Origin of the sequence: Luteolibacter ambystomatis, from assembly GCF_018137965.1 — a bacterium.
Classification (GTDB): Bacteria; Verrucomicrobiota; Verrucomicrobiia; order Verrucomicrobiales; family Akkermansiaceae; genus Luteolibacter; species Luteolibacter ambystomatis.
This window is the reverse complement of sequence record NZ_CP073100.1, coordinates 2,064,628-2,077,819: the sequence shown is the minus strand read 5'-3', so window position 1 is coordinate 2,077,819 and position 13,192 is coordinate 2,064,628. Positions and strand designations below refer to the sequence as shown.

Sequence of the window (13,192 nt, the reverse complement as noted above, 5' to 3'; positions counted from 1 at the left end):
AACTCCAATACCTGAAATCATGAGCACCGCCCTCGGATTGATCGAAACCAAAGGCTACGTCGGCAGCGTGGAAGCCACCGACGCGATGGCCAAGGCCGCCAACGTCGAACTCGTCAAGCAGCTCCAGACCGGTGGCGGCTTCCTCACCGTCCTCGTCAAAGGCGACGTAGGCAGCGTGAAGGCCGCCGTGGATGCCGGAGCGGAAGCCGCCGGCCGTGTCGGCGAGCTGGTCAGCTCCCACGTCATCGCCCGCCCGCATCCGGATCTGCTCACCCAGTTCGGCATCGCCTGATGGCGATTGGTTAAAGGTTGCAGGTTAGAGGTTATTGGGGAGATCCCCATCAAGCTCTCACCAATAACCCTTAACGAATAACCTATAACCTCACCTCCACCACCATGGCCAAACAAGCGATTGGTATCATTGAAACGAAGGGCTTCGTCGCCCTCATCGAAGCGTCCGACGCCGCCCTCAAGGCCGCGGACATCAAGCTCACCGGCTGGGACAAGATCGGCTCCGGCCTGGTCACCGCCTTCTTCACCGGCGATGTCGCCGCAGTGAAGGCCGGTCTCGATGCCGCCGCGTCCGCCGCGTCCAGCATCGGCACCGTGACCTCCGTGCAGGTCATCCCGCGTCCGCATGACGATCTGGGCAAGCTCGGCTCCTGGATTGGCTGATGCCGTTAAACGTTGGAAGTTCGAGGTTAAAAGGGGAGATGCCGAAAAGCGACCCAATAACCTCTAACGTCTAACCCATAACCACAACATCATGCTCGTCCTCGTCGCCAACCTCGGCACCACGTCGTTCAAGTACCAGCTCTTCCGCATGGATGGGCAGGGTGGGGCGGTGTTGGCGAAGGGCGGCTACGAGCGGGTCACGGACTACGCCGCGGTGATCGACGACGCGCTTGCGACCTTGCAGCGCGACGGCGTGATCACCTCCGTGGATGAGATCGAGGCGGTCGGTTTCAAGACGGTGCTCGGCAAGGATCTGAGCGGCTGCGTGGAAGCGGATGACCGTGTGATCGAGGCCTTGGAAGGCTTCGCCGCGGTCGCTCCTGCCCACAATCCGCCGTATGCGAACGGCATCCGCCAGTTCCGTGCCAGCCTGCCGAAGTCCCGCTTGGTCGCGCTGTTCGAAACAGCCTTCTACCAGTGGGTGCCGGAGGCGGCATCCCGCTACGCCATTCCTCGTACTTGGCATGAGATTGGCATCCGCCGCTACGGCTTCCACGGTGCCAGCCACAAGTTCATCGCCGAGCGTTCCGCGGAACTCTGCGGCCGCGAGGATGTGGCGCAGGTGGCCCGCCGCCTGTATCTCGATGGTCCGAAGGACATTTCAAGCGCGCCCTTCCGCGCCATTTCCTGCCACCTCGGCGGCAGCAGCTCGGTGACCGGCATCCGCAATGGCATCGCCATCGGCACCAGCATGGGCTTCTCCCCGCAGAGCGGCCTGCCGCAGAACAACCGCACGGGCGACCTCGATCCCGAGGCGATTCCCTATGCGGTCAAGACGCTCGGCATCACGCTCGATGAAGCGCAGCGCCAGCTCTGCAAGGAAAGCGGTCTGCTCGGACTCTCCGGCGTCTCCAATGACATCCGCGACGTGAATGCCGCGGCGGCCGCAGGCAATGCGGATGCCGCGCTCGCGCTCGACGTGCTGGTGGACTCCATCCGCCACTGGGCGGGGTCGTTCCTGCTGCGCATGGGCGGTGTGGAGGCGCTCACCTTCACTGGTGGCATCGGCGAGAACGGTGCTCCGGTCCGCGCCGCGGTGTGCGCGGGCTTGGAAGAATTCGGCCTGCTCCTCGACCCCGAAAAGAACGCCGCCTGCCGTGCGACGGAAACCATTATCAGCCGCGAGGACTCGCGCGTGAAGGTCATCGTCATCCCGGCCAATGAGGAACTCGTCCTCGCCCGCGAAGTGTATCGCAAGCTTTCCTGATTCCATTTCCTTTTTCCAAACACTCACCACCTAACCAGACACCACCATGGCCAAACAAGCAGTTGGACTCCTTGAAACCCGCGGTCTCGCCTGCCTCGTCGTCGGCGTCGACGCGATGCTGAAGTCCGCCAACGTCGAACTCGCCGGTCCGATGAAGCAGGTCGGCTCCGCCCTCTGCAACGCCGTCATCACCGGTGACGTCGCCGCCGTGAAGGCCGCGCTCGATGCCGGTGCCGCCGCCGCTTCCGCCTCCGGCGAAGTGGTCAGCGCCCACGTCATCGCCCGTCCGGACGAAGCCATCGAAGGCGTGCTGCCGAAGGCTCCCGCCGCCGAGCGCGCCCGCAAGTAATCCATCCCCGCCGGGATGCCTGCGTCGGCATCCCGGATCACGAACCTCCACTCACTCCCTCGCACCATGTTCCTTGCGGAAGTCATCGGGCAGGTGGTCGCCACCAAAAAGGACGAGCAGATGACCGGCAGGAAGCTGCTGCTGCTCCGTCCGATGTTGGTCGACGACAAGGACCCGTCGAAGTTCAAGCCCGGCCAGAACACGGTCGTCGCCATCGACACCGTCGGGGCGGGGGAAGGGGAGCTTGTGATGTTCTGCCAAGGCAGCTCCGCTCGCGCCGCCGAAGGCCTCAAGCAGGTCCCCGTCGATGCGGCCATCGTGGCGATCGTCGATCGGGTCGAGGTGCTCGGTAAGAACATCTACAAGGGTGGTTGAATCCCATTATTAACCACGGATTGAAGAGAAGAGGAGGGACCACAGATTTCGCAGATTACACAGATTTTGGATTTAAGAATCACTTCTTCAATCTGCGTCATCTGTGAAATCTGTGGTCAAATATCTTCCTGGTTTTGAAGCCACCTGTGTTCATCCCAATCCCTTGAATCCGTGAAATCCGTGGTCAAAATTTCTCATTTGTCTCTGTGAAAACTCTCGATCCCGAAACCCTCCGCAGCGTCGTTGAAAGCGTCGTGGCGAAGCTCGCGCAAGGAACCGCTGTTCCGGCTCCTGCCGCCGCTGCGGCTCCGGCTTCCACCAAGGCCGGTTGTGGCTGCGGTTGCCCTGGTGACTCCGGCAAGTCCGGTGTCTTCACCTGCGTGGACAAGGCCGCGGAGGCCGCGAACGACGCCCACCTGAAGCTCAAGAAGCTTGGCGTGGCCGGTCGCGCGAAGGTGGTGGAGATCGTGAAGACTCTCGCCGTTTCCAATGCGCAGGCTTGGGGCACGTTCGAGATGGAAGAAACCAAGATCGGTCGCCTTGATCACAAGATCGAGAAGCTCCAGATCACCAAAAACGTCCCCGGCGTGGAGTGGCTGCGTCCGGATGCGATGAGCGGTGACGGTGGCATCACGCTGGAGGAATACGCGCCCTTCGGCGTCGTCGGTGCGATCCTTCCGGTCACCCACTCGGTGCCCACACTCACCGGCAATGTCATCAACATGGTGGCTGCCGGAAACGCGATCGTTTTCAATCCGCATCCCGGTGGTGCCCGCAGCGCCGCACTCGCGGTGCGCGCCTACAATGAGGCGATCCAGCGAGAACTGGGCATCGCCAATCTCATCACCACCATCGAGGAGCCCACGCTCGAGTCCTTCGAACTCATCTGCAAGAATCCGCTCATCCCGCTGCTCGCCATCACCGGTGGTCCGGCCGTGGTGAGCGCCGCGATGAAGTCCGGAAAGCGCGCGATCTGCGCGGGTCCGGGCAACCCCACCGTGGTCGTGGATGAAACCGCGGATCTCGCCAAAGCCGCGCGCGATGTGATCCAGGGGGCGGCGTACGACAACAACCTGCTCTGCATCGGCGAGAAGGCGGTGTTCGTGGTGGGCTCGGTATTCAACCGCTTTTGCGAGGAACTTCAGAAGGCCGGTGCCGCGCGCCTCACCTCGCCTCAACTCGAACAACTCACCAAGTCCGCCTTCACCTACAAGGAAACCGACGGCGGTTGCTCGCATCCGGTCGTGAACCGCGCGTTTGTGGGAGCCGATCCTTCGAAGCTCGCGCAGGTCGCGGGAACTTCGGTCGCTGCGAACACGCCGCTGCTTTTCGCGGAGACGGATGCGGACCATGCCTTCGTCCAGGAGGAGCAGATGATGCCGGTGCTGCCGATCGTCGCCGTGCCGGACTTCGTCACCGGCGTCCGCGAAGCGAAGCGCGCCGAGCACGGCTATCGCCACTCGGCCATCATCCACTCGAAGGACGTGGAGCACATGACCTACATGGCCCGCGAGATGGACACCACCATCTTCGTGAAGAACGGTCCCTCCGTCGCCGGCCTCGGACTGGGCGGCGAAGGCTACCTTTCCTACTCCATCGCCACCACCACCGGTGAGGGCATCACCACGCCGAAGACCTTCACGCGCACACGCCGCTGCGTGATGGTCGAAAACCTCCGCATCATCTGATCACCGCCATGTTTGTTGCACGGGTCGTCGGTCACGCGGTTAGCTCGCATTGCCATCCTTCGCTGAAGGGTAGCAAGCTGATGCTCTGCCAGGCCGTCGATGCGGATGACAAACCGGTCGGTGCGCCGTGCATCGCCATCGATCTTTTCGGTGCCGGACTTCATTCGAAGGTCTTTGTTTCCACCGATGGATTGGGCGCACGGCATCTGGTGCACGATGATTCCTCGCCAATACGCAATTTTATCCAAGGCATCGTCGACTGAAGATCCCCCTATCAAATGCGCATCGGACACGTCATTGGCAGGGCCACCATGGTCATCCAGCAAGCCTCCTTCAAGGGCGGGCGCTGGCTGCTGGTGAACCCGCTCGATGGCTCCCAATTCAACGACGCCTGCGCGAAACGCCCCGCGCTCTCCGCCCAGCCGACCGTGGTGGTTTATGACAACCTCGGCGCGGGGGAAGGGGACATCATCGGCTTCGTGGAGGGAGCGGAAGCCACCGCGCCCTTCGACCATCCGATCCCGATCGACGCGCTCAACATCGCCATTTTCGACAGCATTTCCTACCATCCGCTTTGATTCCCATGACAAAGAAAGTTTTCACCGGAGCCGACATCGAGGCCTTCCTGAAATCCGGCAAGACCGCCGCCGATCTGCCGAAGGACGCCGTCCTGACGCCCTCGGCCCGCGACGTGCTGCGCGATGGCCCGGGCAAGGTGGTGGCCGGCAAGCCCGCGCCGGCAAGCGGAGGCAAGGCCGACCGCTTCCCGCCGCTGCCGCCGGGTGTGCCGAAGGTGCCGCCGGTGCCTGTCGTGCCTTCGTTCGAATACTCCTGGGTGCCGGGTGGTGATCCGGTGACGCCGGAGGAGATCCAGCGCTTCTTCTACAGCCCGGCGATCGTGGAGATCAAAAAGCAGATGGTCCATGTGGGCCACAAGATGTGGGGTCGCAACATGGTCGACGGCAACGGGGGCAACATCACCGTCCGCGTGGGTGACAATCTCGTGCTATGCACACCGACGCTGCGCTCGAAGGGTGAGCTGCAGACAGATGACATCGCGCTGGTGGACCTCGAAGGTGTGCAAAAGGCCGGATGGCGCAAGCGCACGTCCGAGGTGAACACCCACCTCGCGATCATGAAGCGCCAGCCGCTGGCCAAGTCCTGCATCCACGGTCACCCGCCGTATTCTACTGCGTTCGCCGTAGCAGGCATCGAGCCTCCGACCTGCCTCTGCTCGGAGGCGGAGATCTTCACCGGTCCGATCAAGCTGATTCCGTATCAGACCCCGGGCAGTCCGGAGAACGCCACGTCCGTGGGCGAGGTGGCGAAAGATAATCCGGCGGTGCTTCTCCAGAACCACGGCGTGATGACCTGGGGCAGCGATGTGGAGGATGCGTATTGGAAGCTGGAGAACATGGAAACCGCCTGCCAGACGATCTGGGTGGCGAGCCAGCTCAATGGCGGCAAGCTGCACTCGATTCCGTTCGAGAAAATGCAGGATATTTTCAAGATCCGCCGCCAACTCGGCATGGTGGACCCCCGCGAGGATTGGAAGGAATGCCAGCTTTGCGACAACACCTCGTTCCAGCCGGGTGCCGTGTGCCAGGTACCGGGTGCGCAGGTTTCCACAAGTGGTGGAAGCCTCGATCCGGAGGCGGAGAAGCTAGTGCAGCAGCTCACCGATCAGATCATCGCGGCGCTGAAGTGAAATCCAAGGAGCAGGGACATTCCTGTCCCGTTCTTCGACCTCTTCCAAACGGGACAGGAATGTCCCTGCTCCTTGAGGCTACCGCTTCTTCATCGGTCCGTCGGTGGCGGAGGGGAGTTCCAGCCAGTCAGCGGTTTCCTGCATCCGCTTGATCTCTTCGGGATCGGTCATGCGGGAGGTGGCACGACGGAGGATGGCGCCGCCTCCTTTTTCGCCGAGGCGTGCGAGACCGTCGCGCGCGGCTTCGCGGACGTCCGGTTCGTTGCTGGCGAGGAAGCGTTCGAAGGTGGGCAGGGCGTCCGGTGAGTAAGTCACCACCGCCTTCTCGATATCCTCGCGGACGAGCTCATCCACGACCGTCGGAGAAACCGTTTTTTCGGCCGGAGGAGTTGCAGGACGATGACGCGGAGCATCCGTCGAAGCGGTCTCCCGGAGGGTAATGGCGGCCGGAGGTTCTGGGGCCGGTTGCCCGAGTTTCCAAAACACCACCGCCACGACGATCAACGCCGCCGCGAGGAGGAGGGAACGTGTGCCTGTCGCTGCCGCCATGGCGGATGGATCAGGGCGCGAGGAAGGGCTTCGGGCTCGCGGCCTTCAGCGTGCCTTCGAGGGAGAGATTCGAATCACCGTTGTTGATGACACCATTGAGCACGGCGCTGGAGGTGATGCCGGTGAAGGAATAGGTGGTCGTGCCGATCTTGCCGGTGGTGGGCGTTTTGGCGGCGATCGTGTTGAAAAGCGAACAGTTGCTGCCATCCACCGAGAGGGTGCCGAAGGTCTTCGAGTTGCTGCTGCTGGTCACGGTGACGGCACCCCCTACGGTCTTCGGCTGGGTGGTGGTCTGGTTGAAGGCCTTCACTTCGCCGAGCTGGGTGAATCCCAGGAAACTGTCGGGAGCCTTCACTTCGGCATGGGTGGAGGCGTTCCAGGCGAAGTAGCCGATGCTGGTGCCGTCGTTGTTGAATTTCTGGACGAGCGTGTAGCCGGTGATCGACGGAATGATCGCATTGTCCGCCATGAGCTGGAGCAGCTCCTTGTTGCCGAAACGGTAGCTGGTCAGAGTTTGCTTGATGGTCGCCACCTTGCCGTTGTCGGAGGTGGTGATCGCGGAGGGCAGGGTGACGGTGCCGGAGACCGTGAGCGTGGACACCGACAGCGGCAGGGCGGGGCCTTGGGCGAGAGCGGCACCGGTGGAGGCCAATCCGGCGAGGGCGAGGATCAAGGGGAAGCGGCTCATTGGGGCTAGAAGTGGCACCGGTGGCGGAATTTCGCAAGGACGGAAGTCCCGCGGGAGTCTAACGGTTCGCTCGTTTCACGGAATCCTGCGAAAGGTGCCGGGAGGAATATGGGGACGCACCAGGCGCTGGCGGCCGTTCACGGTTTCGATCTCCATTTTTCCATCCACGATGCCGTCTTCGGAGTCCACATCGTGGATGAATTCCTGCAATTCGGCCTCGGATACGAGGCCCTTGGCGATCAGGAAACGCGTGAGCGCGGTGACGGCCAGTTTCTGGCGCGCCAGCTCGTTTTTCAGGCGGGCGATCGTGGCTGTCTGGTTGCCCACGGCCTTGGCCGCGGATGCGGCGTGCGATTGCAGCGCACTGATGTTGTTCTCGGCGTCCTGGATATCGAGGCGGTTGCCGATATCCCCCAGCAGCATGGTTCTCATCCATCCCATGCCGGAAGCGTGACAGGGGATGAACGGCCGCGGCCATTCCAATCGCCGCGCTTCTTTCGATGCGGCTCAGGATTCCTCCGTCTTCGCCGTCTCCTCCACCTTCAGGCTTTCCAGCACGTCCTTGAAGATGGGGAAGGCGATGGCCTGCTTGGACTGGATGGTCCACATGATCAACTGGTGGAACCCGTCCGCGGATTCCACGGTGGTCTGGAGATAGACGAGGGGAACCTTCTGGATGGTGCCCTTGAGTTCATACTGGATGGCGGGGTTGCCATCGATGGTGACGCGGGTCTTGGTGCCGCGTTCCGGTTTTTGCAGCGCCCCCATCACATGCTCGGAGGCGAGGTCGGCATACTCGTCCAGCGTGAGTTCGAGTTCCGCCTTGGGCTCGGAGATGACCACGAAGAACTCGGTGCGGGTGGTATTGCCCACCTGCAGGGTGGCCTGCTTGTTGAGGTCGGTCATGGTTTTCCAGTGGCCGGGGATGCGGGCGCGGATATGGTGATCCGTGCTGGAAACCACGGTGGGGGTGCTTTCAGCTTCGCGGGCCTTGCGGATCAACGCGGTGACGCCGGCTCCGAGGCCGCCGATCCCCAGCAGCACGCTCACGATGAGGCCGGCGATCCATACCGGTTTTTTCGTCATGATCAGTCGGACCAGGGAGAGGATGAAAAGCGCGGGAACCGCCACGGCCATGACCACGATGACGGTGAGCTGTCCGGCCTGTTGGGCGGACATGGCGGCCAGGAGTGGCAGGGTGTGGGAAAGGGTGTCGGGCATCACGTTGCGCCCAGCCTCGCTCATGGGATCATCCGCCGCGAGATATTTGGTGGAGATGAATACATTCATCCTGCCTCCCTCCGCCAAATCTGCATTGCGCAGGGCGGCAGTGACGTTCAACATTCCCTCATGATCCACCCGCCCGATGCCGCGACCCGTTCCGGGCGCCTCCCGCCGGCGGGGGATTCCGGCCCGGACGGGGAGTGGAAAGCACATGAATAAATCCCCCGGACCAGCGTCAAATCCCGTGAAGGGGCCGATCGAGGCCGTCGAACCGCAGGCCGGGGCGGGTTCCGATGAGGACACCGTGCTCGTTTCCCGGGCGCAATCCGGGGATCTGCGGGCCTACGACGAACTCGTCACACGGCACCGGGGGAGGATTTACGCCATGGTCCGAAACATGATTCACAACGAAGCCGATGCCTGGGACCTCGCCCAAGAGGTCTTCATCAAGGCTTGGAACGCCTTGCCCCGGTTCGAGGCGAAGGCGCGTTTCTCGACGTGGCTGTTCCGGATCGCCCACAATACCGTTTACGATTGGACCCGGAAGCGCCGCCCGGAGAGCGCGGGGGAGTTGAATGACGAGATTTTCGAGCGCGACCGGATCGATCCGAGCGCTTCCACCGCCCCCTCCGAGGCGGAATCCCCGGATGCCTCCCTCGAGCATGGGGAACTCCGAGCCAAGATCGAGGCCGCCTTGGCGAAACTTTCGCCGGAACATCGGGAGGCCGTAATCTTGAAAGATGCCCAAGGACTTTCGTATAAGGAAATCGCCGACGCAATGGGCTGCACGCTCGGCACGGTCATGAGCCGTCTCTTCTACGCCCGCCAGAAACTCCAAACCCTCCTCAAGGATGAATACGAAACCCGATGACGTGACGCTGGCCCTGTGGCTGGAGGACGAACTGGATGGTGACGAGTTCGCCCGCGTCGAGGCGTGGGCTTCCACCCAACCCGACCAACTGGCCGCGCGTGAGGAAACCCGCCACTGGCGCAAGCAGGCGGCCTGCCTGCTGCCGCGTGAGGAGGAGCCTCCCTACGCCGATTTTTTCAACAGCCGCATCCGCTCCGCAATCGCTTCAAACCAGACGGCGGCTGCCGCGCCGCGCGAGAAGCGCGCATGGTGGCGCGCCGCTTGGTTCATGCCCGCCACCGCGGCCGCCGGAATGGCGCTCGCCTTCTGGGGCGGTACCCGCACCGCCGGCTCCCCGGGGCCGATGGCCGTGGCCTCTGCCAGCCCGGTGATCTACACCCCGGACAGTGAGGTGCAGGCGAAGTACTATGCCGGGAACAACGGTTCCTCCACGGTGATCGTGCTGGACGGGGTTTCCGCGATCCCGGACACGCTTGAGTTCCTCGATACCGCCTCGATCTCGTCCGATGGCGGAACCAGTTCCACCGCCTCCAATGGCGATGGAACTCCAGCCGCCGTGACACAATGAGCTTTCGTCTGATGGCCGCCTGCCTGCTGCTCGCCGCCTCCTCAGCCTGCGGGGTGGAGGATCCCGGCAAGGAAGTGGTGGGACAGGTGGTGGTACGCGTGTTTCATGCGACCGATGGTGATCCGAAGGCGGCGGGCGACAAAGCCAAGCCTCTCGCCCAGGCCGCCGTGGACAAGATCCGCAAGGAAGAGCACCTGAAATTCGCGCACTACAGCGGTCTCGGCGTCGATACCAAGCCGCTTTACCGCAGTTACGAGAATTGGGCGCAGCCGCTTGGCGGTTCGGATGAGGTGATGGTGCGCTTCGAGGCCCAGAGCAAGCCCGCCGGCGGCTCCGCCCGGCTCGGGCTGGAACTATGGCTCAGCCGCAAGAAGGTGCTCAAAACCGATGCGGAGATCTCCGCGGACAAGCCGCTCTATGTGCTCGGGCCCGCTTGGCGGGGAGGACGCCTGTTGATCTCGGTTGCACTTGCACCGAAGCCGAAAGGCGGCTCTTAGTCCTGTCATGCGCTGGTTCGTATCGTTGTGGCTCGGCTTGATGCCGATGGCGTTCGCGGGTAGGCTGACGTTCACGGAGACGTCCAAGACCGTGGACGCCAAGCCATCGGATACCGTGGTGAAGGCTTCGTTTCCATTCACGAACAAGAGTGGCAGCCAGGTTTCGATCCGTCGCATCGAGTCCTCCTGCTCCTGTCTGGCCTCCGGTGCGGATGGCAAGAAGGTCGACTACGCGCCGGGGGAATCCGGCAAGATCGAGGCGGATTTCGATGTGGGGGCCTCCACCGGAGTGGTGGAAAAGCAGATCGCCGTATGGGTGGAAGGGGACCCGGCGGACAAGCCATCCGCCCAGCTCATCCTGAAGGTGAAAATTCCCGAGGTCATCGTCATCGAGCCGAAGACCGCGAAATGGGATGTGGGAGGAGAGGCCAAATCCCAGACGATCAGTTTCACCGTCGATTGGCCGGAACCAGTCCACTTGACCAAGGTGACAACCTCGAGCACGGCTTTCAAACACGAGTTGAAGACCGTCACCGACGGCAAGAAATACGAACTGGTCATCACGCCGGTGGATTCCAAGCAGCCGAACCTCGCGGTCTTCCATATCGATACCGACTGCAAGCTGGAGAAATACCGCGAGGTGATGGCCTATGCGGTGGTGCGCCGCCCGCTCGCGAGCGAAGCCAAGCCTGCTACCAAGCCGTGAATGCCATCACTCAGGCTGCGATCATCGCGGGCATTTCCACGGTGGCGGCGGTGACGAACCTCCGCATCATCGGGCCACCGCGCCGGGATGTGCCGTGTCGGACGGAGGACCTCAAGGAGCATGAAATCTGCCTCGCCACGGTGATGGAGCGTTGGCAGGGGAAGGTGCTGTGGATCGATGCCCGGCCGCGCCGTGAGTGGGAGCTGGACGGCATGCCCGGCTCGCTGCTGTGGAATCTCGATCCACATGAGGATGCGAACGCCTTCGAGGCGGCGGTGATGGAGAAACTCGTCGAGAACCCGCCGGTGGTCGTCTATTGCAGCGAGGGCAACTGCGGGGTCAGCTCGCAGATCGCGGAGCGGATACTCAAACTGGGCGTGACCGAGCAGGTTTTCGCGCTGAAGGGCGGCGTGGGTGCGCTGCGCGCCGCCGGGATGATCAAGGGTTCCAACTGAGGGACTTGATCGAGTTCGCCTCCAGATACGGGTGCGCGGGATCGTCCTTGGTATTCCAGTTCAGCACGATCGTGCAGGCCTTCGGAGATCCCCAGCGCAGCCCGGAATCCGCATTCTGGAGCATTTCCCCGATGGCGGAGGCCTTGCCGGAATAGGCGATGGCGATGGCAGGAAGCTTGTTGTCCGTGGCGTCATCGCCCCGCAGTTTCAGCGTGAACTTCTTGTCGTTGTTGGGGATCTTGGTGTTGTTGCAGATCGCGACGGTCTCGACGTACACGCGGAAAACGGCGGGCTTTTCCACGGCAGCCGTAGTGTAGCGGCGCAGGCGGCTGTTCTCGCCGTAAACGTCGAGAAATGGATCGATGATCACCTTGGGCTCTTGGTCGCCACGGCGGCGGACCAGCATGTTGTAGGTTTCCGTGCCGCCGATCGAGCGGGTGAAGATGACTTGGAAGAAGTGATCGGTGGAATTCTCCACCGGATTGTCCGTCTGGATCGAAGGTGTGACGGAAACCCGTGGAGGCAGCGAGGATGCGAGGCAGCTCGCAGCCAGATCCGCTGGAGAAGTGGAAGTCTCCATCAGGGGAATGCGCTCTTCCAGAGTGTTCAGGGAGAGAAACTTGTCCAGGATCTGGAATGCCGAGGTCGAGGAGACGGGCTTGGTGACCGGGCTGGATGAAGGATCAGGTGGTACGAGGACCTCCGGCACGGGTGGCGCAACCGGGGCGGACTCATCCGGCTCGACGGGGGCGGGCGGCAGGGTTCCGACCGGAGTCTTGTCGGTGGCACTCGTGCTGCTGTTCGCCACCGGCGGGATCAGAGACTTGAACTGGACCGGCGGTTGCTCCTGTTGCTTGAGAAAGGTGAGGATCGCGAAGACCATTCCCGCGGCGAGGCCGAGGAACACCACGGGAACGAGCACGCGCAATGCCCCGGAGCCCGTACGGCGCTCCGAGTGGTCCTGCGGCGTTTTCATCGAGTCGGACATCCGCTTGCCGATCGGCTCCATGCCTTCGCGGCGGTTGGGCAGGGCGCGCGGTTCCGGCTTGTAGGCGGGCTTTTCCGCAGGCTGCACCACCGGGATTTCCAGCACCGGGGCTGGCGCTGATGCGGCGGCAGGCTGGGGGGCCGGGATCGGCTGAGGAGGAGGCTGGGGGATGTAGGTTTGAACCGGTGCGGCGGACGGCGGAGCCGCAGCCACGGTGGGGCGCTGCGGGACTGCGGGAAGAGAAGGAGCCTGGATGCGTGTCTGGCACTTCGGACAGGGGCCGATCACCCCGGCCAAGGCAACAGGCACCGTGAGGCGGCTGTTGCATACGGGGCAGGCGAAGGTCAGGGTTTCCGTGGACATGGCTTTTCCGCGCTTCGGGGTGTTTACGAAATTGGTTAAGGATAGTCAATAATCGACTATCTTGAACAAGATCGCGGGGAGGGATAAGGGAGGGTCTTCAAACGGAAGACGTATGCATCATGACCGTTTTTGTCACCGACATCAAACCTATTAGAATTACGTCATCCCGTAAGGCTTTTTGGAAGAAGGAATCGGGGAGAGGGGATACCGATCGTGAGGAG

19 protein-coding genes are annotated in these 13,192 nt (G+C 62.7%); 14 read left to right on the top strand and 5 right to left on the bottom strand.

What is annotated here, in order from left to right:
* Window positions 1-19: 19 nt before the first annotated feature.
* From KBB96_RS07985 to KBB96_RS07945, 9 genes are all read left to right on the top strand, one after another.
* Window positions 20-292 carry a BMC domain-containing protein gene (locus tag KBB96_RS07985; protein WP_211634147.1) on the top strand — a complete coding sequence of 91 codons (273 nt, stop codon included), beginning with the start codon at window positions 20-22 and terminating at the stop codon, window positions 290-292.
* Window positions 293-396: 104 nt separating this feature from the next.
* Window positions 397-675 carry a BMC domain-containing protein gene (locus tag KBB96_RS07980; RefSeq protein WP_211634144.1) on the top strand — a complete coding sequence of 93 codons (279 nt, stop codon included), beginning with the start codon at window positions 397-399 and terminating at the stop codon, window positions 673-675.
* 91 nt (window positions 676-766) lie between these two features.
* Window positions 767-1,942 (top strand): acetate/propionate family kinase, encoded by a 1,176-nt coding sequence (locus tag KBB96_RS07975; RefSeq protein ID WP_211634143.1) that lies wholly within the window; start codon window positions 767-769, stop codon window positions 1,940-1,942.
* Between the two features lie 46 nt (window positions 1,943-1,988).
* On the top strand, window positions 1,989-2,291 hold the full coding sequence (locus KBB96_RS07970; protein ID WP_211634141.1) for a BMC domain-containing protein: 303 nt from the start codon (window positions 1,989-1,991) through the stop codon (window positions 2,289-2,291).
* 66 nt (window positions 2,292-2,357) lie between these two features.
* Window positions 2,358-2,666, top strand: a complete 309-nt coding sequence (locus KBB96_RS07965; protein ID WP_211634139.1) for a EutN/CcmL family microcompartment protein — start codon at window positions 2,358-2,360, stop codon at window positions 2,664-2,666.
* 206 nt (window positions 2,667-2,872) lie between these two features.
* Entirely contained in the window at window positions 2,873-4,354 is a 1,482-nt protein-coding gene (locus KBB96_RS07960; RefSeq protein WP_211634137.1) for an aldehyde dehydrogenase family protein, read from the top strand.
* An 8-nt stretch (window positions 4,355-4,362) separates the two neighbouring features.
* Window positions 4,363-4,617: a EutN/CcmL family microcompartment protein gene (locus KBB96_RS07955; protein WP_211634135.1), complete on the top strand. Its 255-nt coding sequence runs from the start codon at window positions 4,363-4,365 to the stop codon at window positions 4,615-4,617.
* Between the two features lie 15 nt (window positions 4,618-4,632).
* On the top strand, window positions 4,633-4,932 hold the full coding sequence (locus tag KBB96_RS07950) for a EutN/CcmL family microcompartment protein (RefSeq protein ID WP_211634133.1): 300 nt from the start codon (window positions 4,633-4,635) through the stop codon (window positions 4,930-4,932).
* A 5-nt stretch (window positions 4,933-4,937) separates the two neighbouring features.
* Window positions 4,938-6,062 carry a class II aldolase/adducin family protein gene (locus tag KBB96_RS07945; RefSeq protein ID WP_211634131.1) on the top strand — a complete coding sequence of 375 codons (1,125 nt, stop codon included), beginning with the start codon at window positions 4,938-4,940 and terminating at the stop codon, window positions 6,060-6,062.
* Window positions 6,063-6,140: 78 nt separating this feature from the next.
* Here the strand turns inward: KBB96_RS07945 and KBB96_RS07940 are convergent, their stop codons facing one another.
* The 4 genes from KBB96_RS07940 to KBB96_RS07925 all read right to left on the bottom strand — a co-directional run bounded on the left by KBB96_RS07940 (window position 6,141) and on the right by KBB96_RS07925 (window position 8,643).
* A complete protein-coding gene (locus tag KBB96_RS07940; RefSeq protein WP_211634129.1) occupies window positions 6,141-6,611 on the bottom strand; it encodes a hypothetical protein in 471 nt (156 codons plus the stop codon).
* Between the two features lie 10 nt (window positions 6,612-6,621).
* Window positions 6,622-7,299, bottom strand: a complete 678-nt coding sequence (locus tag KBB96_RS07935; protein WP_211634127.1) for a hypothetical protein — start codon at window positions 7,297-7,299, stop codon at window positions 6,622-6,624.
* 75 nt (window positions 7,300-7,374) lie between these two features.
* A complete protein-coding gene (locus tag KBB96_RS07930) occupies window positions 7,375-7,731 on the bottom strand; it encodes a hypothetical protein (RefSeq protein ID WP_211634125.1) in 357 nt (118 codons plus the stop codon).
* A 75-nt stretch (window positions 7,732-7,806) separates the two neighbouring features.
* A complete protein-coding gene (locus tag KBB96_RS07925; RefSeq protein ID WP_211634123.1) occupies window positions 7,807-8,643 on the bottom strand; it encodes a hypothetical protein in 837 nt (278 codons plus the stop codon).
* 91 nt (window positions 8,644-8,734) lie between these two features.
* Between KBB96_RS07925 and KBB96_RS07920 the strand changes: the two genes are divergently transcribed.
* The 5 genes from KBB96_RS07920 to KBB96_RS07900 are packed head-to-tail and all read left to right on the top strand — an operon-like array spanning window position 8,735 to window position 11,620.
* Window positions 8,735-9,394, top strand: coding sequence for an RNA polymerase sigma factor (locus KBB96_RS07920; protein ID WP_211634122.1), 660 nt, complete (start codon window positions 8,735-8,737; stop codon window positions 9,392-9,394).
* Complete coding sequence (locus KBB96_RS07915; protein WP_211634121.1) at window positions 9,375-9,962, top strand: anti-sigma factor family protein; 588 nt, start codon at window positions 9,375-9,377, stop codon at window positions 9,960-9,962. Before KBB96_RS07920 ends, KBB96_RS07915 begins: the two co-directional genes overlap by 20 nt.
* Window positions 9,959-10,459: a hypothetical protein gene (locus KBB96_RS07910; protein WP_211634120.1), complete on the top strand. Its 501-nt coding sequence runs from the start codon at window positions 9,959-9,961 to the stop codon at window positions 10,457-10,459. Before KBB96_RS07915 ends, KBB96_RS07910 begins: the two co-directional genes overlap by 4 nt.
* Before the next feature lie 7 nt (window positions 10,460-10,466).
* Window positions 10,467-11,165 (top strand): DUF1573 domain-containing protein, encoded by a 699-nt coding sequence (locus KBB96_RS07905; protein WP_211634119.1) that lies wholly within the window; start codon window positions 10,467-10,469, stop codon window positions 11,163-11,165.
* Complete coding sequence (locus KBB96_RS07900) at window positions 11,162-11,620, top strand: rhodanese-like domain-containing protein (protein ID WP_211634118.1); 459 nt, start codon at window positions 11,162-11,164, stop codon at window positions 11,618-11,620. The genes KBB96_RS07905 and KBB96_RS07900 overlap by 4 nt, the downstream gene beginning before the upstream one ends.
* On the opposite strand, the gene KBB96_RS07895 is transcribed toward KBB96_RS07900, so the two are convergent.
* Window positions 11,604-12,971 carry a hypothetical protein gene (locus KBB96_RS07895; RefSeq protein WP_211634117.1) on the bottom strand — a complete coding sequence of 456 codons (1,368 nt, stop codon included), beginning with the start codon at window positions 12,969-12,971 and terminating at the stop codon, window positions 11,604-11,606. The genes KBB96_RS07900 and KBB96_RS07895 overlap by 17 nt on opposite strands.
* Window positions 12,972-13,192: the final 221 nt, after the last annotated feature.

What these genes read in the sequence shown, in the direction of transcription:
- KBB96_RS07985 (WP_211634147.1), top strand. Translation starts at nt 20, where the DNA reads ATGAGCACCGCCCTCGGATTGATCGAAACCAAAGGCTACGTCGGCAGC.
- KBB96_RS07980 (WP_211634144.1), top strand. Translation starts at nt 397, where the DNA reads ATGGCCAAACAAGCGATTGGTATCATTGAAACGAAGGGCTTCGTCGCC.
- KBB96_RS07975 (WP_211634143.1), top strand. Translation starts at nt 767, where the DNA reads ATGCTCGTCCTCGTCGCCAACCTCGGCACCACGTCGTTCAAGTACCAG.
- KBB96_RS07970 (WP_211634141.1), top strand. Translation starts at nt 1,989, where the DNA reads ATGGCCAAACAAGCAGTTGGACTCCTTGAAACCCGCGGTCTCGCCTGC.
- KBB96_RS07965 (WP_211634139.1), top strand. Translation starts at nt 2,358, where the DNA reads ATGTTCCTTGCGGAAGTCATCGGGCAGGTGGTCGCCACCAAAAAGGAC.
- KBB96_RS07955 (WP_211634135.1), top strand. Translation starts at nt 4,363, where the DNA reads ATGTTTGTTGCACGGGTCGTCGGTCACGCGGTTAGCTCGCATTGCCAT.
- KBB96_RS07950 (WP_211634133.1), top strand. Translation starts at nt 4,633, where the DNA reads ATGCGCATCGGACACGTCATTGGCAGGGCCACCATGGTCATCCAGCAA.
- KBB96_RS07945 (WP_211634131.1), top strand. Translation starts at nt 4,938, where the DNA reads ATGACAAAGAAAGTTTTCACCGGAGCCGACATCGAGGCCTTCCTGAAA.
- KBB96_RS07940 (WP_211634129.1), bottom strand. Translation starts at nt 6,611, where the DNA reads ATGGCGGCAGCGACAGGCACACGTTCCCTCCTCCTCGCGGCGGCGTTG.
- KBB96_RS07935 (WP_211634127.1), bottom strand. Translation starts at nt 7,299, where the DNA reads ATGAGCCGCTTCCCCTTGATCCTCGCCCTCGCCGGATTGGCCTCCACC.
- KBB96_RS07930 (WP_211634125.1), bottom strand. Translation starts at nt 7,731, where the DNA reads ATGAGAACCATGCTGCTGGGGGATATCGGCAACCGCCTCGATATCCAG.
- KBB96_RS07925 (WP_211634123.1), bottom strand. Translation starts at nt 8,643, where the DNA reads ATGTTGAACGTCACTGCCGCCCTGCGCAATGCAGATTTGGCGGAGGGA.
- KBB96_RS07920 (WP_211634122.1), top strand. Translation starts at nt 8,735, where the DNA reads ATGAATAAATCCCCCGGACCAGCGTCAAATCCCGTGAAGGGGCCGATC.
- KBB96_RS07915 (WP_211634121.1), top strand. Translation starts at nt 9,375, where the DNA reads ATGAATACGAAACCCGATGACGTGACGCTGGCCCTGTGGCTGGAGGAC.
- KBB96_RS07910 (WP_211634120.1), top strand. Translation starts at nt 9,959, where the DNA reads ATGAGCTTTCGTCTGATGGCCGCCTGCCTGCTGCTCGCCGCCTCCTCA.
- KBB96_RS07905 (WP_211634119.1), top strand. Translation starts at nt 10,467, where the DNA reads ATGCGCTGGTTCGTATCGTTGTGGCTCGGCTTGATGCCGATGGCGTTC.
- KBB96_RS07895 (WP_211634117.1), bottom strand. Translation starts at nt 12,971, where the DNA reads ATGTCCACGGAAACCCTGACCTTCGCCTGCCCCGTATGCAACAGCCGC.